Genomic DNA, 19,759 nt, shown 5'->3' with positions numbered 1-19,759 from the left:
TGCCACGTTTGTTAATTTCCTTAGCATTTTGCTCTGCCATTTTGCCCTGTATGACTTTTCTTCAGAGTGCCGACGCAAACGTTCATATTGCTGCAATAGTTTTTTTTGATATGTTGGCTACAGCGGATTTCAATCCAGCACAACATCAGTTCAGATAAAAAACAGGGTCGGGGAAATGGCAAAGGTATCACTGGAGAAAGACAAGATTAAATTCCTGCTGGTCGAGGGCGTGCATCAGAAAGCGCTTGATAGCCTTCGTGCGGCGGGTTACACCAACATCGAATTTCACAAGGGCGCGCTCGATACCGAAGAGCTGAAAGCGTCCATCCGTGATGCCCATTTCATTGGCCTGCGATCCCGTACTCAACTGACGGAAGACGTTATTGCTGCGGCGGAGAAGCTGGTTGCGATTGGCTGTTTCTGCATCGGTACCAACCAGGTTGATCTGAATGCTGCCGCCAAACGCGGTATCCCGGTATTTAACGCCCCGTTCTCCAACACCCGTTCCGTGGCGGAGCTGGTGATTGGCGAATTACTGCTGCTGCTGCGCGGTATTCCGGAGGCTAACGCCAAAGCGCACCGCGGCGTGTGGAACAAACTGGCTGCGGGCTCATACGAAGCGCGCGGTAAAAAACTGGGTATCATCGGCTATGGCCACATCGGTACTCAGCTGGGGATTCTGGCGGAATCTCTGGGGATGCACGTCTACTTTTACGATATCGAAAGCAAGCTGCCGCTAGGGAATGCGACGCAGGTGCAGCATCTCTCTGACCTGCTGAACATGAGCGACGTGGTAAGCCTGCATGTGCCGGAAAATGCGTCCACCAAAAACATGATGGGTGCAGAAGAGCTGGCGCTGATGAAACCGGGCTCACTGCTGATCAACGCTGCGCGCGGTACGGTGGTCGACATCCCTGCGCTGTGCGATGCTCTGAAGCGTAAGCATCTGGCGGGGGCGGCCATTGACGTGTTCCCGACGGAGCCTGCCACCAACAGCGATCCGTTTAACTCTCCGCTCTGCGAATTCGACAACGTGATCCTGACGCCACACATCGGCGGGTCTACTCAGGAAGCGCAGGAGAATATCGGCCTTGAAGTGGCGGGTAAGCTGAGCAAATACTCCGACAACGGTTCCACGCTCTCTGCGGTCAACTTCCCGGAAGTGTCTCTGCCGCTGCACGGTGGTCGCCGTCTGCTGCACATCCACGAAAACCGTCCTGGCGTGCTGACGGCTATCAACCAAATCTTTGCCGAGCAGAGCGTCAACATTGCCGCCCAGTACCTGCAAACCAACTCGCAGATGGGTTACGTGGTGATTGATATCGAAGCGGATGAAGATGTTGCCGAGAAAGCGCTGCAGAGCATGAAAGCGATTCCGGGGACGATTCGCGCGCGTCTGCTTTACTGATGGTGTCGGGTGGCGAGGTAAATGCAAAACGGTAACTATCGTTACCGTTTTTTATGTTTTCACCCTCTCCCTGTGGGAGAGGGCTGGGGTGAGGGCATCAGGCTGCACGCCTGTTTCACCACTCCCACAACGTCGATGGCGTCACTACCGCCGACAACGGCACATCCCATTTCTCCACGGGCAACGCCTCCACGCCCTGACAATCATGCGCGTAACCCACCGGCTGCAACCCGTACTGCTGCCAGTTTTGCAGCGTTCTGTCATAAAAACCGCCGCCCATACCCAGGCGCTGACCTTGTTCATCAAACGCCACCAGCGGCGTAATCAGCACGTCCAGCTGTGACAGCGGGAGCACGTCGCGCACGTCGAGTTTGGGCTCGGTAATTTTCAGACGATTCACCACCAGCTCGCTGTGCGGATGGTAGTGCAGAAACAGAAGATTGCCTTTGCTAAAAGGATGCAGCACCGGCAGATAAACCTTCTTCCCGGCGCGCCAGAGCTGGTCGATAAGTGGTTGGGTATCGAGCTCGCCATCAAACGACAGGAACAGAGCGACCGTGTTAGCCATTACCACCGGGGGCCACGCCATCATGCGGGCGGCGGCCTGCTGGGCAAAATGCGACTGTTGTTCAGCCGTAAGTGCACGACGACGCTGGCGAATAAGTTGACGGATATCCTGGCGTGAGGCAGAAACTTCAGGGAATTGAATCATGGTAGTAGGTAGAAGAAGAAAGAGGGAATCTCCGAGATGCCGCCGCAGGCTGTAACCCTTGAACCCTTGGTTCAAGGTGAATGTGTCGTCATAGTTTTAAGGCTTCTCGGACGGACCGAGCATGCTCACCAACCATGGAGCGCCACATTCTTGTGGTATGAAATATCGGCTCAGGGGACTGGCCCGCTTGCGAACATCTCAGAGAAATTTTGTCTTCACAGTTACTCTACCATAGTCAACTGAGAAGTGTTATTCAAACTTTGGTCCCGGTCTTTCGGGATTGCGACCTTGATCAAGCAATGCCTGTTCTATGGTCTGCTGGAGCATTTTAATGCGCTGCTCCATGCTAGCCGCGTAGTCGCGGGTCTTCGCTTTTTCCTGAGTCAGTTCATAGCTGATGTTCAACGCGGCGATGAAAACCAGCTGCTCAGTATTTGTGACTCTAGTGCGTTCTTTTAGATCTTGCAACCGCTGATTCAAATCGTCCGCAGCCTGATTCAAAGCATCCCTTTGTTCAGGCGGACAATTCACTCGCAGTGAACGGCCAAAAATCTGGAGATCGACGGGTTGTGCAGACATGCCACCTTCCTGCTGATTGACTGCGCTGCCTTCGCTTACTGCCCCGGGGGCTGCGAAGGGGCGACACTATAGCTACCCTGATGTGAAGATACAAGCCCTTTTCTGGTATCACCAGGGTCCAAAGTGGTAGCATATCATGAATATCCTCCCTTTGATGACGAATGCGTATGTCTATACAGAACGAAATGCCTGGTTACAAGGATTTAAACCAGTTACTGAACCAGCAGGGAGTCGGACTAACCCCTGCCGAAATGCACGGTCTGATCAGCGGCATACTGTGCGGCGGAAACAGCGACAGCTCATGGCAGCCGCTGATCCACGACCTCACGAACGAAGGGCTGGCGTTTGGCCACGAGCTGGCAGAATCGCTGCGTAAAATGCATGCGGCAACCAGTGATTCGCTGGAGGACGATGGCTTCCTTTTTCAGCTTTATCTGCCTGATGGTGATGACGTCAGCGTCTTCGATCGTGCCGATGCGCTCGCGGGTTGGGTAAACCACTATCTGCTTGGCCTGGGCGTAACCCAGCCTAAGCTTGATAAAGTGACCGGCGAAGCGGGTGAAGCGATCGACGATCTGCGTAACATCGCCCAGCTCGGCTACGATGAAGAGGAAGACCAGGAAGAGCTGGAAATGTCCCTCGAAGAGATTATTGAGTACGTGCGCGTGGCGGCGCTGCTGTGCCACGACAACTTTACGCGCTCACAGCCGACCGCGCCGGAAGTTCGTAAGCCAACCTTACATTAAGAAAAATAACGCACAGGAGGGTGTCATGGTTATCTCGCAACAAGAGTATTTGCGCCGTCGTCAGGCGCTGCTGGCAAAAATGCAGCCCGGCAGTGCGGCGCTGATTTTTGCCGCGCCGGAAGTGACGCGCAGTGCCGACAGCGAATACCCCTATCGCCAGAATAGCGATTTCTGGTACTTCACCGGCTTTAACGAGCCGGAAGCGGTCCTGGTGCTGATTAAGAGTAATGACACCCACAACCACAGCGTGATTTTTAACCGCGTACGCGATTTAACCGCTGAAATCTGGTTTGGCCGCCGCTTAGGGCAAGAGGCCGCACCGGAGAAGCTGGGCGTCGACCGCGCGCTGGCGTTTAGCGAAATCAATCAGCAGCTCTATCAGTTGCTCAACGGCCTCGACGTGCTTTATCACGCGCAGGGCGAATATGCGTACGCCGATGAGATTGTTTTCACCGCTCTGGATAAGCTGCGCAAAGGCTCGCGTCAGAATCTGTCCGCGCCGGCCACGCTGACGGACTGGCGTCCGGTGGTGCATGAGATGCGCCTGTTCAAATCTGAAGAAGAGCTCAACGTGATGCGCCGCGCTGGCGAAATCAGCGCCCTGGCACACACCCGCGCCATGGAAAAATGCCGTCCTGGTCTGTTCGAATACCAGCTGGAAGGCGAAATTCACCACGAATTTAACCGTCACGGCGCGCGCTTCCCGTCATACAACACCATTGTCGGCGGCGGGGAGAACGGCTGCATTCTGCATTACACCGAAAACGAAAGTGCGCTGCGCGATGGCGATCTGGTGCTGATTGACGCCGGTTGCGAATATCAGGGCTACGCGGGTGACATCACCCGTACTTTCCCGGTGAACGGTAAGTTCTCGCCCGCGCAACGAGCAATTTATGACATCGTTCTCGAATCACTTGAAACGGCGCTCACGCTGTATCGCCCGGGCACGTCCATTCAGGAGGTGACCGGCGAAGTTGTGCGCATCATGATCACCGGACTGGTGAAGCTTGGCATCCTGAAAGGCGACGTGGACACCCTGATCGCCGAAAATGCGCATCGTCCGTACTTTATGCACGGCCTGAGCCACTGGCTGGGGCTGGATGTGCATGATGTGGGGGCGTACGGTACCGACCGTTCACGCGTGTTGGAACCGGGCATGGTGCTGACCGTCGAGCCGGGGCTGTATATCGCGCCGGATGCCGATGTGCCCGAAGCGTACCGCGGAATTGGCATTCGTATTGAAGATGACATCGTCATCACCGAAACCGGTAACGAAAACCTGACCGCGAGCGTGGTGAAAAACGCAGACGATATTGAGGCGCTGATGGCAGCGGCACGCGTATGAGCGTGATTATCGTTGGCGGCGGCATGACCGGTGCCACCCTGGCACTGGCGATCTCGCATTTGACGAAGGGGCAGCTTCCGGTGCATCTCGTTGAGGCGGTTGCACCACAAACGAAGAATCACCCCGGCTTTGATTCTCGCGCCATTGCCCTGGCGCAGGGAACCTGCCAACAGCTTTCCCGAATTGGCATCTGGCAGGCGATTGCCGACTGCGCCACCGCCATTCATACCGTGCATGTGAGCGATCGCGGCCATGCCGGGTTTGTGACGCTGGATGCCCATGATTATCGTATTGACGCCCTGGGTCAGGTCGTTGAACTCCATGATGTTGGCCTGCGCCTGTTTCGTCTGTTGCAGGACGCGCCAGGCGTGACCCTGCATTGTCCGTCACGCGTTGCGAGCTTTACCCGCAGTGAAGAAACGGTCAGCGTGACGCTGGATAATGGCACCGTTCTCGACGGCCAGCTTCTTGTGGCGGCGGACGGGTCGCGCTCGGCGCTCGCAACCCAGTGCGGCGTTGAGTGGCAGCAGCAGCCTTACGGGCAGGTTGCGGTCATTGCGAACGTCTCTACTGCCGCAGAACACAACGGCCGGGCGTTTGAGCGCTTCACGCAGCACGGTCCGCTGGCGATGCTGCCGATGTCGGATGGTCGCTGCTCGCTGGTCTGGTGCCATCCGCAGGAAAAGGCGGAAGACGTTAAGGCCTGGTCCGACGAACGTTTTTGCAGTGAACTGCAGAAAGCGTTTGGCTGGCGGCTGGGTCGCATTACCCATGCGGGAAAACGTGCGGTATACCCGCTGTCGTTAACTACCGCATCACAGTCTGTTTCGCACCGCGTGGCGCTGGTCGGCAACGCCGCGCAAACGCTTCACCCCATCGCGGGTCAGGGTTTTAATCTGGGTCTGCGGGATGTGATGAGCCTGGCCGAAACGCTTTCGCAAGCGTGGAGCGAACAGAAAGATTGCGGCGCATACCCGGTACTCAGCCATTACCAGAAGCGACGTCAGGCCGATAAAGAGGCGACAATCGGCGTTACCGATGGTTTAGTCCATCTCTTTGCCAATCGCTGGGCGCCGCTGGTTGCCGGTCGCAACCTCGGGCTGATGGCGATGGAACTGTTCATTCCGGCACGCGACGTGCTGGCGCAGCGGACCCTGGGTTGGGTCGCGCGTTAAGGAGTTATCACTGTGCAAAATGTTGATGTTGCCATCGTTGGCGGCGGAATGGTTGGACTGGCCCTGGCCTGCGGATTACAAGGCAGCGGCCTGCGTGTGGCCGTGCTGGAGCAAAAGCAGCCTCAGCCCGTCGCACCTGATGCCCCGCCGGAACTCCGCGTGTCGGCAATAAATGCGGCCAGCGAAAAGCTGCTGACGCGCCTTGGCGTCTGGTCAGATATCGTAGCCCAGCGTGCGAGCTGCTATCACGGCATGGAGGTATGGGACAAAGACAGCTTTGGTCATATTGCTTTTGATGATGAAAGCATGGGCTATAGCCATCTGGGTCACATCATTGAGAATGCGGTGATCCACCACGCGCTGTGGCAGAAAGCTCAGCAGTGCAGCGACGTAACGCTGGTTGCGCCTGCGCAAATCCAGCAGGTTGCGTGGGGCGAAAACGAGGTGTTTATCACCCTGCAAAGTGGCGATATGCTCACCGCGCGTCTGGTGGTCGGTGCCGATGGCGCTAACTCCTGGCTGCGCAATAAAGCGGATATTCCGCTGACCTACTGGGATTACCGCCATCATGCCATGGTGGCGACGATCCGTACCCAAGAGCCGCACGGCGGCGTGGCGCGCCAGATTTTCCACAACGACGGCATTCTGGCATTCCTGCCGTTAAGCGATCCGCATCTCTGCTCAATTGTCTGGTCTCTGGTGCCGGAAAAAGCGCAGCAGATGCAGGAGGCGACGCCAGAGGCCTTTAACCAGGCACTGTGCGTGGCGTTTGATAACCGTCTGGGGCTTTGTACTCTTGAGAGCGAGCGTCAGGTCTTCCCCTTAACCGGACGCTATGCGCGTCAGTTTGCCGCGCACCGTCTGGCGCTGGTGGGCGACGCGGCCCATACCATTCATCCGCTGGCCGGGCAGGGCGTTAATCTCGGCTTTATGGATGCGGCGGAGCTGGTAGAAGAGCTGCGTCGTCTGCAGCGAGAGGGTAAAGATATTGGGCAGCATGTGTATCTGCGTCGCTACGAGCGCAGCCGCAAGCACAGTGCGGCGATGATGCTTGCAGGCATGCAGGGCTTCCGCGAGCTGTTTGCCGGGGCAAATCCGGCGAAAAAACTGCTGCGTGATATTGGGCTCAAGCTCGCCGATACCCTCCCTGGCGTCAAACCTCAACTCCTGCGTCAGGCGATGGGTCTTAACGACCTGCCGGACTGGCTGAAATAAAATAGACCCCCGTCACACTTTCTTTTCCCGGCCTCTGTGCCGGGAAAATTCCCTCGTTTGAAATATTCTAATTCCACGTCATTTTTCGCATTAGATAATCTAATGTCATGATTTTTATGTGACGGAAATTCGGCCCGTTTTTCCGCATGAAATATCACCATGTGCTAAATCCTGTTAGATCATTGTTAATTTTGTGCGGGGTTAATCGCATTTTTCCAGTGAATAACTCTGTAGGCTTTTCAGCGTTTTTTGGTCATAAGCTAATGTGATGACCCGTTTTACCTTATGGTTAACCGCCGGTTTCGGTGGTAAGTTCAGGTAAAAGAGAACGTTTGCGTCGGCATTCGGAAACGAGGCCGATACCGGGTTTCACGGTGAATTTTTCAACGAGGACAAGATGGCTCAACAGACTCCTTTGTACGAACAGCACGTGTTATGCGGCGCCCGCATGGTGGATTTCCATGGCTGGATGATGCCGCTGCACTACGGCTCGCAAATTGATGAGCACCACGCGGTGCGCACCGATGCCGGTATGTTCGACGTGTCCCACATGACGATTGTCGATCTGCGCGGTAGCCGCACCCGGGAGTTTCTACGTTATCTGCTGGCGAACGATGTCGCGAAGCTGAAGACACCGGGGAAAGCGCTCTATACCGGTATGCTGAACGCCTCGGGTGGCGTGATTGATGACCTTATCGTCTACTACTTCACCGAAGACTTCTTCCGCCTCGTTGTAAACTCCGCCACCCGCGAAAAAGACCTCTCCTGGATCACCCAACACGCCGAACCTTATGCCATCGACATCACCGTCCGTGACGATCTGTCGCTGATTGCCGTGCAGGGGCCGAACGCGCAGGCGAAAGCCGCGTCTCTGTTCAGCGACGAGCAGCGTAAAGCCACCGAAGGGATGAAGCCCTTCTTTGGCGTGCAGGCGGGCGATCTGTTTATTGCCACGACCGGCTATACCGGTGAAGCGGGCTATGAAATTGCCATGCCAAACGAGAAAGCAGCTGATTTCTGGCGTGCGCTGGTGGAAGCGGGCGTGAAGCCGGCTGGCCTGGGCGCGCGCGATACGCTGCGCCTTGAAGCGGGGATGAACCTCTACGGTCAGGAGATGGACGAAGGCGTCTCTCCGCTGGCGGCCAACATGGGCTGGACCATCGCATGGGAACCCGCTGACCGTGAGTTTATTGGCCGCGAAGCGCTGGAAATGCAGCGCGAGAAGGGCACTGAACAGCTGGTTGGCCTGGTGATGAAGGAAAAAGGCGTGCTGCGCGGAGAACTGCCGGTGCGTTTTACCGATGCCGACGGCAATCCGCGCGAAGGCGTGATCACCAGCGGGTCCTTCTCCCCGACGCTGGGCTACAGTATTGCACTGGCTCGCGTGCCGGCGGGCATTGGCGAGACGGCGGTGGTGCAAATCCGCAACCGCGAAATGCCGGTCAACGTGACCAAACCGATTTTTGTTCGCGCCGGTAAGCCGGTCGCCTAACTATTTTTATCAGGAGAACTTCAATGAGCAATGTGCCAGCAGAACTGAAATACAGCAAAGAACACGAGTGGCTGCGCAAAGAGGCGGACGGCACTTACACCGTAGGGATCACCGAGCATGCGCAGGAGCTGCTGGGCGACATGGTGTTTGTTGACCTGCCGGAAGTGGGCGCAACCGTGAGCGCGGGCGATGACTGCGCCGTGGCGGAGTCCGTTAAAGCAGCATCCGATATCTACGCACCGGTAAGCGGTGAAATTGTGGCCGTAAACGACGCGCTGAGCGATTCGCCGGAGCTGGTGAACAGCGAGCCTTATGAAGGTGGCTGGATCTTCAAGATCAAAGCCAGTGACGAATCTCAGGTTGCCGCGCTGCTGGATGCGACCGCGTACGAAGCCCTGTTAGAAGACGAGTAATTGTTAATCCCCCTCTCCCTCCGGGAGAGGGCAGGGGTGAGGGTGCCCATCTTCCCCTCACCCTAACCCTCTCCCGAGGGGAGAGGGAACTTAAATTCACTGCACGTTTCAGGAACCATCGCTCATGACACAGACTTTAAGCCAGCTTGAAAACCGTGGCGCTTTCATTGAACGTCACATTGGGCCGGATGCTCAGCAACAGCAGGAGATGCTGAAAACGGTTGGCGCGGATTCATTAAACGCACTGATCGGCCAGATCGTGCCAAAAGACATCCAGCTTGCCACGCCGCCTCAGGTGGGAGAAGCCACCACGGAATTCGCCGCACTGGCGGAGCTGAAGGCCATCGCTGGCCTTAACAAGCGCTATAAGTCTTACATTGGCATGGGCTACACCAACGTGCAGTTACCGCCGGTTATCCTGCGTAATATGCTGGAAAACCCGGGCTGGTACACCGCCTATACCCCTTATCAGCCGGAAGTGTCCCAGGGCCGTCTGGAAGCGCTGCTGAACTTCCAGCAGGTGACGCTCGACCTGACCGGGATGGATATCGCTTCCGCCTCGTTGCTGGATGAAGCGACCGCGGCAGCTGAAGCCATGGCGATGGCAAAACGCGTCAGCAAGCTGAAAAATGCCAACCGCTTCTTCGTGGCGGCGGACGTGCATCCGCAGACGCTGGACGTGGTGCGTACCCGTGCGGAAACCTTTGGTTTTGACGTGATTGTCGACGACGCTGACAAAGTGCTGGATCACCAGGACGTCTTTGGTGTGCTGTTACAGCAGGTGGGTACCACCGGCGAAGTGCATGATTACAGCGCACTGATTGCCGAGCTGAAATCCCGCAAAGTGGTGGTCAGCGTTGCCGCTGATTTTATGGCGCTGGTGCTGCTGACGGCTCCGGGCAAACAGGGTGCGGATATTGTATTCGGCTCGGCCCAGCGTTTCGGCGTGCCGATGGGCTACGGCGGACCGCACGCGGCATTCTTTGGCGCGAAAGATGAATTTAAACGTTCCATGCCAGGCCGCATTATTGGCGTATCGAAAGATGCCGCCGGTAACACCGCGCTGCGCATGGCGATGCAGACTCGCGAGCAGCATATCCGCCGCGAGAAAGCGAACTCTAATATCTGTACTTCTCAGGTTCTGCTGGCAAACATTGCCAGCCTGTACGCCGTCTTCCACGGCCCGGTTGGGCTGAAACGGATTGCCGGCCGCATCCACCGTCTGGCGGATATTCTGGCCTGTGGCCTGCAGCAGAAAGGCCTGAAGCTGCGTCATGAGCACTACTTCGACACGCTGTGCGTTGACGTCGCAGATAAAGCGGCGGTGCTGGCACGTGCGGATGCCGCACAAATTAACCTGCGCAGCGACATTCATCACGCCGTGGGCATCACCCTTGATGAATCCACCACGCGCGACGATATCGTCAACCTGTTTAATGTCGTGCTGGGCGATGCGCACGGTCTGGATATTGATGCGCTGGACAAAGAGGTCGCGCATGACAGCCGCTCTATTCAGGAGAGCATGCTGCGCAATGACGCTATCCTGACGCATCCTGTGTTCAACCGTTATCACAGCGAAACCGAGATGATGCGTTATATGCACTCTCTGGAGCGCAAAGATCTGGCGCTGAACCAGGCGATGATCCCGCTGGGCTCGTGTACCATGAAGCTGAACGCCGCGGCAGAAATGATCCCTATCACCTGGCCTGAGTTCTCCGAGCTGCACCCGTTCTGCCCGCCAGAGCAGGCGGAAGGGTATCATGTCATGATCAACCAGCTTTCCGACTGGCTGGTGAAACTGACCGGTTATGACGCGCTCTGTATGCAGCCGAACTCCGGCGCGCAGGGTGAATATGCGGGGCTGCTGGCAATCCGTCACTATCACGAAAGCCGTAACGAAGGCCACCGTGATATCTGCCTGATCCCGAGCTCTGCCCACGGCACCAACCCGGCGTCTGCCCAGATGGCGGGCATGGAAGTGGTGGTCGTGGCGTGTGATAAGAACGGTAACATCGACCTGGCCGACCTGCGCGCGAAAGCCGAGCAGGCGGGCGATAAGCTCTCCTGCATCATGGTGACCTACCCGTCGACTCACGGCGTGTACGAAGAAACCATCCGCGAAGTGTGTGAAGTGGTGCATCAGTTCGGCGGTCAGGTGTACCTCGACGGCGCGAACATGAATGCTCAGGTGGGCATTACCTCTCCGGGCTTCATCGGCGCGGACGTGTCGCACCTGAACCTGCACAAAACCTTCTGTATCCCACACGGTGGTGGCGGTCCGGGCATGGGGCCTATCGGCGTGAAAGCGCATCTGGCGCCGTTCGTGCCGGGTCACAGCGTCGTGCAGATAGAAGGTATGCTGACCCGTCAGGGCGCGGTCTCTGCTGCACCGTTCGGTAGCGCTTCAATCCTGCCAATCAGCTGGATGTACATCCGCATGATGGGCGCGGAAGGGCTGAAACAGGCAAGCCAGGTCGCGATCCTGAATGCTAACTATATTGCGACTCGCCTGAAGTCGGCTTTCCCGGTGCTTTACACCGGCCGCGATGGGCGTGTGGCACACGAGTGCATCCTCGATATTCGTCCGCTGAAAGAAGCGACGGGTATCAGCGAACTGGATATCGCCAAGCGTCTGATCGACTACGGCTTCCACGCACCAACCATGTCGTTCCCGGTTGCGGGTACGCTGATGGTGGAGCCAACGGAGTCTGAAAGCAAAGCCGAGCTGGACCGCTTTATTGACGCGATGCTGGCCATCCGCATGGAGATAGACCGCGTGCAGGACGGCGAATGGACGCTGGAAGATAACCCGTTGGTTAACGCTCCGCACACCCAGCACGAGATGGTGGCCGAGTGGAATCACGGTTATTCCCGTGAACTGGCTGTCTTCCCGGCAGGCGTGGCGAATAAATACTGGCCGACCGTGAAGCGTCTTGATGACGTATACGGCGACCGTAACCTGTTCTGCTCCTGTGTGCCGATGAGCGAATACCAGTAATTTTTTTGCTGTAGTAACGTAGGCCGGGTAAGGCGAAGCCGCCACCCGGCTTTTTTATTGGGAGAAGACAATGGCAATTGCACTGGTCACCGGCGCCAGCCGCGGCATTGGCAAAGCCACCGCGCTGCAACTGGCTCGCGAAGGTTATACCGTGGCGGTGAACTATCACCACAATATCAAAGCCGCAAAGGACGTCATCAATCAGATCGTTGAGACGGGTGGAAAAGCATTTGCCCTGCGTGCAGACATTAGCGATGAAGCGCAGGTCATGGCCATGTTTGACAGCCTCGATCGCGAAGGTGAGCCCCTTACCGCGCTGGTCAATAATGCAGGCATTCTGTTTGAGCAATCCACTATTGAAAATCTGTCCGCTGAACGCATTAACCGCGTGCTGAGCACCAATGTCACGGGCTATTTTCTCTGCTGCCGTGAGGCGGTAAAGCGCATGTCGCACAAACATGGCGGCAAGGGTGGCGCGATTGTCAATGTCTCCTCTGCCGCGTCTCGTCTGGGCGCGCCGGGGGAGTATGTCGATTACGCGGCCTCCAAAGGCGCGGTAGATTCCCTGACTACCGGATTATCGCTGGAGGTCGCGGCGCAGGGTATCCGCGTAAACTGCGTGCGGCCCGGGCTGATTTATACCGATATTCACGCGTCTGGTGGGGAGCCGGGGCGGGTGGATCGCGTGAAATCGTTACTGCCGATGCAGCGCGGCGGCCAGCCGGAAGAGGTCGCGCAGGCGATAGTCTGGCTGCTGAGCGAGAAGGCGTCATACGTGACGGGCAGTTTTATTGAACTGGCGGGCGGGAAATAAACGCCGGGTGGCGGCTTCGCCTTACCCGGCCTACGATTCGCAGGTTTTGTAGGCCGGTGCAAGCGTAGCGCCGCCCGGCGTTACGGCGTTAAAGTTGCTCGCCGTTGCTGGCAATCACGCCTTTATACCATTCGAAGCTTTTCTTACGGGAACGCGACATGTCGCCGGTGCCGTCGTCGTGTTTATTGACGTAGATAAAACCGTAGCGCTTGCTGTACTGGCCGGTAGTGAATGACACGCAGTCAATGCAGCCCCATGGCGTATAGCCCATCAGATCCACGCCATCGTGGGTGACGGCTTTGATCATCTCTTCAACGTGGGCGCGCAGGTAGTCGATACGATAGTCATCGTTGATGCTGCCATCCTCTTCCACCTTATCGTAGGCACCGAAGCCGTTTTCCACGATAAACAACGGCTTCTGATAGCGTTCGTACAGTTCGCACAGGGAATAACGCAGGCCCACCGGGTCAATCTGCCAGCCCCAGTCGGACGCCTTGACGTGCGGATTAGGTACGCTGCCCTCGAAGCCAGAAATCGCGTCACCGGTGCCACCTTCCGCTTTCACCGCATTGGTCATGTAGTAGCTGAAGCCCAGGTAGTCGCAGGTACCTTCGCGGAGGATCTGCTCATCGCCTGCGTCCATTTTGATGGAGAAACCGCGGCGCTCCCATTCATTCAGTACGTAAGACGGATAGTAGCCACGCAGCTGAACATCGGTAAAGACATAGCGCTCGCGCATGGATTCCTGGGCGAACATCACGTCTTCCGGTTTGCAGGAGAATGGATAGAGCGCCACCATGGCCAGCATGCAGCCGACTTTCATCTCCGGATTGATACGGCGCGCGGCTTTCACCGCCAGGGCACTCGCCACAAACTGGTGGTGCAGCACCTGATACATGGTCTCTTCCGGATTTTCATGTTCGGTATAGACCACGCCTGAGCAGCAATAACCAAAGAGCGGCGCACGCCAGTTACGCTGGTTGTTGATTTCATTGAAGGTCATCCAGTATTTGACCTTGTGCTTGTAGCGCTCAAAAACCACTTCCGCGAAGCGTACAAAGAAATCGACCACTTTACGGTTGGTCCAGCTGCCGTACTCCTGCACCAGGTGCAGCGGCATTTCGAAGTGGGAGAGGGTGAGCACCGGCTCGATGTTGTATTTCAGCAGCTCATCGAACATGTCGTCATAGAACTTCAGCCCTTCCTCGTTTGGCTGCGTTTCGTCACCTTTCGGGAAGATGCGCGTCCAGGCAATCGAGGTGCGGAAACATTTGAAGCCCATCTCGGCAAACAGCTTGATATCTTCTTTGTAGTGGCCGTGGAAGTCGATGGCCTCGTGATTTGGGTAGTATTTACCCGGCACTACGTCCTGCGTGATTTCGCGCGGCACGCCGTGCGCCCCGCCGGTCAGTACGTCGCAGATGCTCGGCCCTTTGCCGCCTTTGTCCCAGCCGCCTTCAACCTGATGCGCCGCAACGGCACCGCCCCATAGAAAATCTTTCGGTAAGGTCAATTTTTTCATCGCTGCTATTCTCAATAAATGACGTATTGGTTTTGAGTCTAGCAAAGCGAAATTGAATGTCACGATATAACAATTCGCGGAAATTGTGATTTGTCACATCAAAAAAACAGGATGTTTTATTCCGCCAGTTTCTTCGCCAGTTTGCGTCCGAGAGATTCCAGAATATAGATAACGGGGATTTGTGTGGTGATGTCGTAGACGCCTGCAATACGCGTCTGGGGAACGTGCCAGGAGAGATTAAAGTCCGCCAGTTTTGCCAGGCGTGAGTGTTCATGGCTGGTAATGGAGAGAACCTTGCAGTGATGCAGGCTGAACTGGCTGGCGAAGCGCAGGATCTCCTCGGTCTCGCCCGACACAGAGAGCACAATTGCCAGTGCATTTTTCGCCATATCATTGGTGACCGGGAAATAAGGGTCATCAATATGGTTGCTGAATTTTCCGATATTCGAAAAGAAACGGGCACCGTATTTTGCCAGCGATCCTGATGTCCCTGCGCCGACAAATATAATTCGCTCCGAAGAGAGAATGATATTTACCGCGTCATCCAGTAAAGCGTCGAACTCTTCATTATTCACGCTTTTAAAGAAACTGATAATTTCGCTGGCGCCGAAATTCGCCTGCTGAGGTTCGTTCTGTTCAAGATAGAGCTTAAAGCGCACGCGAAACTCAGAATACCCTTCACAGTTGAGCTTACGGCAAAAGCGCAGGATGGTGGTGGTTGAGACGCCCGCCGCATCCGCCAGTTCGCGGATGGTCATGTACATCACTTTGTCACGGTTTTTAATGACATAGTTGTAGACCATCATCTCCAGGTTATTGAGACTGGCAATGGCGGAGTGGGTGAACATACTCACAGTGGCAAAACTCTCATTCAGACCTCGTTTAACCATCATAACATGCAGCCAGACGGCAGGATCTAATTTTATGCTATTGATTCGTAAAGCATAAATTTTAATGTGAACAAATGTCAGGTGAAAAATATATCTATGTTTTTGATTTTTATTGTAAAAAAATCACATGGAAAATATTTTAGCTAACAGGTGTTCACTGGAATCATTCTCAGTTAGCATAGTCATGCGATGAATAATCATCTTTAGTTTCCCGGAGTTTTGTATGGCGAGCAGACCATTAATCGCACAGGGATATTCACTGGCGGAGGAAGTAGCCAACAGCATCAGCCATGGCATTGGCCTGGTGTTTGGGATAGTCGGTTTAGTGTTATTGCTGGTACAGGCGGTTGATACCAATGCCAGCGCGATGGCGATTACCAGCTATAGCCTGTATGGCGGAAGCATGATCCTGTTATTCCTGGCGTCGACGCTCTATCACGCGATTCCGCATCAACGGGCCAAGATATGGCTCAAGAAATTTGACCACTGTGCTATCTATCTGCTTATTGCAGGAACCTATACGCCTTTTCTGCTGGTGGGGCTCAACTCGCCGCTGTCGCGCGGACTGATGATTGTCATCTGGAGCCTGGCGCTGCTGGGGATCCTCTTCAAGCTAACCATTGCACACCGGTTTAAAGTGTTGTCACTGGTGACCTATCTGACCATGGGGTGGCTGTCGCTGATTGTGGTGTATCAACTGGCGATTAAGCTGGCGGTTGGCGGGGTAACGTTGCTGGCAGTGGGAGGCGTAGTGTACTCGCTGGGCGTCATTTTCTACGTCTGCAAGCGCATTCCATACAATCATGCCATCTGGCATGGTTTTGTACTGGGCGGCAGCGTGTGCCATTTTTTGGCAATTTATTTGTATGTGGGGCAGGTGTAGTTTGTTGTCGGGTGGCGGCTTCGCCTTACCCGACCTACGGGATCGGTTGGCCCGGTAAGCGCAGCGCCACCGGGCGATACAGCATCACTCTTCCAGCGAATACGGTAACGGCTCAATACTCAACGTATTCGCATCATCACGCACGCGGAACACGCTGTCGGCTTCCATGTCGTTGTTCATGACGGCCTGGACTAAAAGACGACCATCATCCAGCTGTACGGCGGCTAACACGGTGCCGGTACGGCGCCAGTTATCGCCCATTTTCAGCTCTAAATCTTCACCCGCTTCCGGTACGCGGCTGGCATGACCTGCCAGTGTCCACAGTGCACGTTTATTTGCCCCACGGAATTTTGCACGCGCCACCATCTCCTGGCCGGTGTAACAGCCTTTTTTAAAGCTGATGCCGCCCAGCGCCTGCAGGTTAGTGGCTTGTGGAATAAACTGCGCGCTGTTGGCGGCGTCAATGACCGGCAGACCGGCTTCAATATTCAGCGCCAGCCACTGCTGGCTGTTGTTGAGCTGCGCTTCGCCGCGCAGTGCTTCGATGACGCGTTCGGCGGTTGCGGCATCCGTGACAAGCAGGAAGCGCTCCGCCGGATGTTCAAACCACAGGATGGAGGTGGCCCCCTCGCTGACGACCTGTTTTTCTGCATCCGGCAGCTCAGCAAACAGATTTTTCAGCGCGGCACGTGCCTGGAAGCCCGCCACGCCCAGCAGAACATGTTCGTCGTCCGGGACGATAGTGACTTTGGAAAAGACTGCATACTTTTTCAGCTCTTTGAGCTGCGCATCTCGCAGGCTGCGGCGTTCAATAAAGGCAAAACCGTCCTGACGGCGGAAAAGACGCAGATTGCTCCACATTTTGCCTTTGGGGTCACAATGCGCCGCCAGCAGGTGCTGGTGTTCGGTCATCTGGCTGACGTCGGCGGTGACCTGGCCCTGGAGGTATTTTTCGGCGTCGGCGCCGGCGAGCGTCGCCAGCGCCCAGTCATCAAGAGAAATAAGCGTCAGCGGCAGACGCGCAGAGGCGGCGGGCTGGCGAGGAGAAAATGGTGTAAATGCCATAACGATATCCTGAATTGCTTAACGCTTTGATAATGCCTAATGGTAAAAGAGCCTGCTGGCAATGCAAGCGCTTTCAGCAGACCATTTGTGCCATAAACCGGTTATGCGTAGCGCTACGCAAAATAGTGTAATCCGCTGTCTTTGTAGGGGTTATTCTGGAAGCCTGCTCGTTGATCGCAATATTCCAGTAATGAAACGGTCAAAAACACGTTACACTAGCTGGTGTCCCCGTAGAGAAATAAAGAACACTGAACGGGGGCCCGACTGTGCCAAACGTAATGCAGGAAACTGAACATGGATATTAACAACAAGGCCCGTATTCACTGGGCATGCCGTCGCGGCATGCGTGAACTTGATATTTCCATCATGCCTTTCTTCGAATATGAGTATGACAGCTTAAGCGATGATGATAAGCGGCTGTTTGTTCGCCTGCTTGAGTCTGACGATCCAGATTTATTCAACTGGCTGATGAACCACGGCAAACCCGCCGACACCGAGTTGCAACGGATGGTGCAATTAATTCAAACACGGAATCGGGAACGTGGTCCTGTGGCAATCTGATCTTCGCGTCTCGTGGCGCTCGCAGTGGATGTCGTTAATGCTCCACGGCCTGGTTGCGGCCATCGTGTTACTCATGCCATGGCCCCTGAGCTATACACCGCTGTGGCTGCTATTACTTTCGTTTGTCGTTTTTGACAGCGTACGCAGCCAGCGTCGCATTAATGCTCGTCAGGGTGAGATCAAGTTACTGATGGATTCCCGCCTGCGCTGGCAGGGAAAAGAGTGGGATATTCTGGGTATGCCATGGATGCTCAACTCCGGCATGATGTTACGGTTACGCAATGTGGACGGCGGGCGTTGCCAGCACCTGTGGCTGGCGGCTGACAGTATGGATGCTTCAGAATGGCGAGATCTGCGCCGGATGTTGTTGCAACAGCCGACGCAGGAGTAATCCACTTAGCTAAATTTTTCTGCCATTTCGCCAAGTATCTGTTCGCACCAGGCCTGCAGGCGCTCGTCGCTGAGATCGTACTGATTGGTTTCATCCAGCGCGAGTCCGACAAACAGCTGGCCGTCGGCAATGATCGGTTTTTGACTGGTGAACTCGTATCCTTCGGTTGGCCAGTAGCCGATAAACGTCGCCCCTTTCGGTACCAGTTTGTCATGCAGCATGCCAAGTGCATCAAGAAACCATTCGCCGTAGCCCAACTGATCGCCCATGCCGTACATCGCAATAATTTTGCCGTCGAGATTGACTGAATCGAGCTGATCCCAGATGGCTTCCCAGTCTTCCTGTATCTCACCAAAATCCCAGGTTGGGATGCCGAGGATCAGTACATCGTACTGTTCCATCAGCGCGACCGCGTCATCTTTCAGGTTATGCAACGTCACCAGTTCGGGGCCAATGATGTCGCGAATTTTCTCTGCCGCCATTTCGGTGTAGCAGGTGCTGGAACCATAGAAAAGACCAATATTCATCGCGTAACTATCTCAATTCATGCTTTGACTTTGTGCGTAGTGTACCAGAAACCGGTCGCAATCAGGCATAATGGCCTGACTGCAGAATCAAAGGGGCCGATGTGGAAAAGGATCTCGCACTCGTTGAACAGTTTCTCGATGCGCTGTGGCTGGAGAAAAATCTGGCCGAGAACACGCTCAGTGCCTATCGGCGCGATCTCACCATGCTGGTGGAGTGGCTGGCGCGTCGCGAATTATCGCTGGCGAGTGCGCAAAGCGACGACCTTCAGGCGCTGCTCGCGGAACGGGTTGAAGGGGGCTATAAGGCCACCAGTTCTGCACGCTTGCTCAGCGCGATGCGTCGGCTGTTCCAGCATCTCTACCGTGAGAAGATTCGGGAAGACGATCCGAGTGCGCTTCTGGCGTCCCCTAAACTCCCGCAGCGGCTGCCGAAAGATCTCAGCGAAGCACAAGTTGAGAGATTATTACAGTCACCTGCTGTTGACCTGCCGCTGGAGTTACGCGATAAAGCCATGCTTGAGCTATTGTATGCTACCGGTTTGCGTGTCTCTGAACTGGTTGGTCTGACGATGAGCGACATCAGCCTGCGTCAGGGCGTGGTGCGCGTCATCGGTAAAGGAAATAAGGAAAGGCTGGTGCCGCTGGGAGAAGAAGCGGTTTACTGGCTGGAAACGTATCTTGAGCATGGCCGTCCATGGTTGCTCAATGGCGTGTCTATCGACGTCTTGTTTCCGAGCCAGCGCGCACAGCAGATGACACGACAAACGTTCTGGCATCGCATCAAGCATTACGCCACACTGGCGGGTATCGACAGTGAAAAGCTTTCGCCGCACGTATTGCGTCACGCTTTCGCGACGCATCTGTTAAACCACGGCGCAGATTTACGCGTGGTGCAGATGCTACTGGGACACAGCGATCTTTCTACGACGCAAATTTACACCCATGTCGCGACGGAACGCCTGCGGCAGCTACACCAACAGCACCACCCTCGTGCGTGAGTGCCGACAAATTGTAACGGGATCA

Annotated in this window: 19 protein-coding genes and 1 other RNA gene; 13 read left to right on the top strand and 7 right to left on the bottom strand. The window is 55.6% G+C overall.

The window, feature by feature from the left end:
- The first annotated feature begins 175 nt into the window (after positions 1–175).
- Positions 176–1,408, top strand: coding sequence for a phosphoglycerate dehydrogenase (gene serA, locus L383_RS09745; protein WP_014885150.1), 1,233 nt, complete (start codon positions 176–178; stop codon positions 1,406–1,408).
- A 115-nt stretch (positions 1,409–1,523) separates the two neighbouring features.
- Here serA and L383_RS09750 read toward each other — a convergent pair whose 3' ends face one another.
- From L383_RS09750 to zapA, 3 genes are all read right to left on the bottom strand, one after another.
- Positions 1,524–2,120 (bottom strand): 5-formyltetrahydrofolate cyclo-ligase, encoded by a 597-nt coding sequence (locus L383_RS09750; RefSeq protein ID WP_023331252.1) that lies wholly within the window; start codon positions 2,118–2,120, stop codon positions 1,524–1,526.
- A gap of 24 nt (positions 2,121–2,144) precedes the next feature.
- A non-coding RNA gene (gene ssrS, locus L383_RS25135) (6S RNA) lies at positions 2,145–2,328 on the bottom strand.
- Between the two features lie 41 nt (positions 2,329–2,369).
- On the bottom strand, positions 2,370–2,699 hold the full coding sequence (gene zapA, locus L383_RS09755) for a cell division protein ZapA (RefSeq protein ID WP_006811891.1): 330 nt from the start codon (positions 2,697–2,699) through the stop codon (positions 2,370–2,372).
- A gap of 167 nt (positions 2,700–2,866) precedes the next feature.
- On the opposite strand from zapA, the gene L383_RS09760 reads away from it, so the two are divergent.
- The 8 genes from L383_RS09760 (at position 2,867) to L383_RS09795 (ending at position 12,897) form a co-directional block, all read left to right on the top strand.
- The gene (locus tag L383_RS09760; protein WP_074146929.1) at positions 2,867–3,445 is read left to right on the top strand and encodes a YecA/YgfB family protein; all 579 of its coding nucleotides are present in this window, start codon (positions 2,867–2,869) and stop codon (positions 3,443–3,445) included.
- Positions 3,446–3,476: 31 nt separating this feature from the next.
- Complete coding sequence (pepP, locus tag L383_RS09765) at positions 3,477–4,790, top strand: Xaa-Pro aminopeptidase (protein WP_094166714.1); 1,314 nt, start codon at positions 3,477–3,479, stop codon at positions 4,788–4,790.
- Positions 4,787–5,965 carry a 2-octaprenyl-6-methoxyphenyl hydroxylase gene (gene ubiH / locus L383_RS09770; RefSeq protein ID WP_023331249.1) on the top strand — a complete coding sequence of 393 codons (1,179 nt, stop codon included), beginning with the start codon at positions 4,787–4,789 and terminating at the stop codon, positions 5,963–5,965. The genes pepP and ubiH overlap by 4 nt, the downstream gene beginning before the upstream one ends.
- Before the next feature lie 12 nt (positions 5,966–5,977).
- On the top strand, positions 5,978–7,180 hold the full coding sequence (ubiI, locus tag L383_RS09775) for an FAD-dependent 2-octaprenylphenol hydroxylase (protein ID WP_023331248.1): 1,203 nt from the start codon (positions 5,978–5,980) through the stop codon (positions 7,178–7,180).
- Between the two features lie 397 nt (positions 7,181–7,577).
- Complete coding sequence (gene gcvT / locus L383_RS09780) at positions 7,578–8,672, top strand: glycine cleavage system aminomethyltransferase GcvT (protein ID WP_014885144.1); 1,095 nt, start codon at positions 7,578–7,580, stop codon at positions 8,670–8,672.
- A 23-nt stretch (positions 8,673–8,695) separates the two neighbouring features.
- The gene (gene gcvH, locus L383_RS09785) at positions 8,696–9,085 is read left to right on the top strand and encodes a glycine cleavage system protein GcvH (protein ID WP_014885143.1); all 390 of its coding nucleotides are present in this window, start codon (positions 8,696–8,698) and stop codon (positions 9,083–9,085) included.
- A 124-nt stretch (positions 9,086–9,209) separates the two neighbouring features.
- Positions 9,210–12,083 (top strand): aminomethyl-transferring glycine dehydrogenase, encoded by a 2,874-nt coding sequence (gcvP, locus tag L383_RS09790; RefSeq protein WP_023331246.1) that lies wholly within the window; start codon positions 9,210–9,212, stop codon positions 12,081–12,083.
- 70 nt (positions 12,084–12,153) lie between these two features.
- The gene (locus L383_RS09795; protein WP_023331245.1) at positions 12,154–12,897 is read left to right on the top strand and encodes an SDR family oxidoreductase; all 744 of its coding nucleotides are present in this window, start codon (positions 12,154–12,156) and stop codon (positions 12,895–12,897) included.
- A gap of 88 nt (positions 12,898–12,985) precedes the next feature.
- Here L383_RS09795 and bglA read toward each other — a convergent pair whose 3' ends face one another.
- Both bglA and L383_RS09805 read right to left on the bottom strand, forming a co-directional pair.
- Positions 12,986–14,419: a 6-phospho-beta-glucosidase BglA gene (gene bglA / locus L383_RS09800; protein ID WP_023331244.1), complete on the bottom strand. Its 1,434-nt coding sequence runs from the start codon at positions 14,417–14,419 to the stop codon at positions 12,986–12,988.
- A 116-nt stretch (positions 14,420–14,535) separates the two neighbouring features.
- The gene (locus tag L383_RS09805) at positions 14,536–15,267 is read right to left on the bottom strand and encodes a MurR/RpiR family transcriptional regulator (protein WP_014885139.1); all 732 of its coding nucleotides are present in this window, start codon (positions 15,265–15,267) and stop codon (positions 14,536–14,538) included.
- Positions 15,268–15,532: 265 nt separating this feature from the next.
- Here L383_RS09805 and L383_RS09810 point away from each other — a divergent pair, with 265 nt between their 5' ends.
- On the top strand, positions 15,533–16,192 hold the full coding sequence (locus L383_RS09810) for a PAQR family membrane homeostasis protein TrhA (protein ID WP_023331242.1): 660 nt from the start codon (positions 15,533–15,535) through the stop codon (positions 16,190–16,192).
- Between the two features lie 84 nt (positions 16,193–16,276).
- On the opposite strand, the gene ygfZ is transcribed toward L383_RS09810, so the two are convergent.
- On the bottom strand, positions 16,277–17,257 hold the full coding sequence (gene ygfZ, locus L383_RS09815; RefSeq protein ID WP_023331241.1) for a tRNA-modifying protein YgfZ: 981 nt from the start codon (positions 17,255–17,257) through the stop codon (positions 16,277–16,279).
- Between the two features lie 294 nt (positions 17,258–17,551).
- Between ygfZ and sdhE the strand changes: the two genes are divergently transcribed.
- Complete coding sequence (gene sdhE / locus L383_RS09820) at positions 17,552–17,818, top strand: FAD assembly factor SdhE (protein WP_010435322.1); 267 nt, start codon at positions 17,552–17,554, stop codon at positions 17,816–17,818.
- Positions 17,799–18,209: a protein YgfX gene (locus L383_RS09825; RefSeq protein ID WP_014885136.1), complete on the top strand. Its 411-nt coding sequence runs from the start codon at positions 17,799–17,801 to the stop codon at positions 18,207–18,209. Before sdhE ends, L383_RS09825 begins: the two co-directional genes overlap by 20 nt.
- 5 nt (positions 18,210–18,214) lie before the next feature.
- Here the strand turns inward: L383_RS09825 and fldB are convergent, their stop codons facing one another.
- On the bottom strand, positions 18,215–18,736 hold the full coding sequence (gene fldB, locus L383_RS09830) for a flavodoxin FldB (protein ID WP_014885135.1): 522 nt from the start codon (positions 18,734–18,736) through the stop codon (positions 18,215–18,217).
- A gap of 101 nt (positions 18,737–18,837) precedes the next feature.
- On the opposite strand from fldB, the gene xerD reads away from it, so the two are divergent.
- A complete protein-coding gene (gene xerD, locus L383_RS09835; RefSeq protein WP_014885134.1) occupies positions 18,838–19,734 on the top strand; it encodes a site-specific tyrosine recombinase XerD in 897 nt (298 codons plus the stop codon).
- The last annotated feature ends 25 nt before the right edge of the window (positions 19,735–19,759 follow it).

This window comes from Enterobacter sp. MGH 37 (genome assembly GCF_000534515.1).
In the GTDB taxonomy this organism is placed as follows: Bacteria; Pseudomonadota; Gammaproteobacteria; order Enterobacterales; family Enterobacteriaceae; genus Enterobacter; species Enterobacter kobei.
Note: the sequence above shows the minus strand (reverse complement) of the source record. Positions and strands in the feature narration are given on the sequence as shown.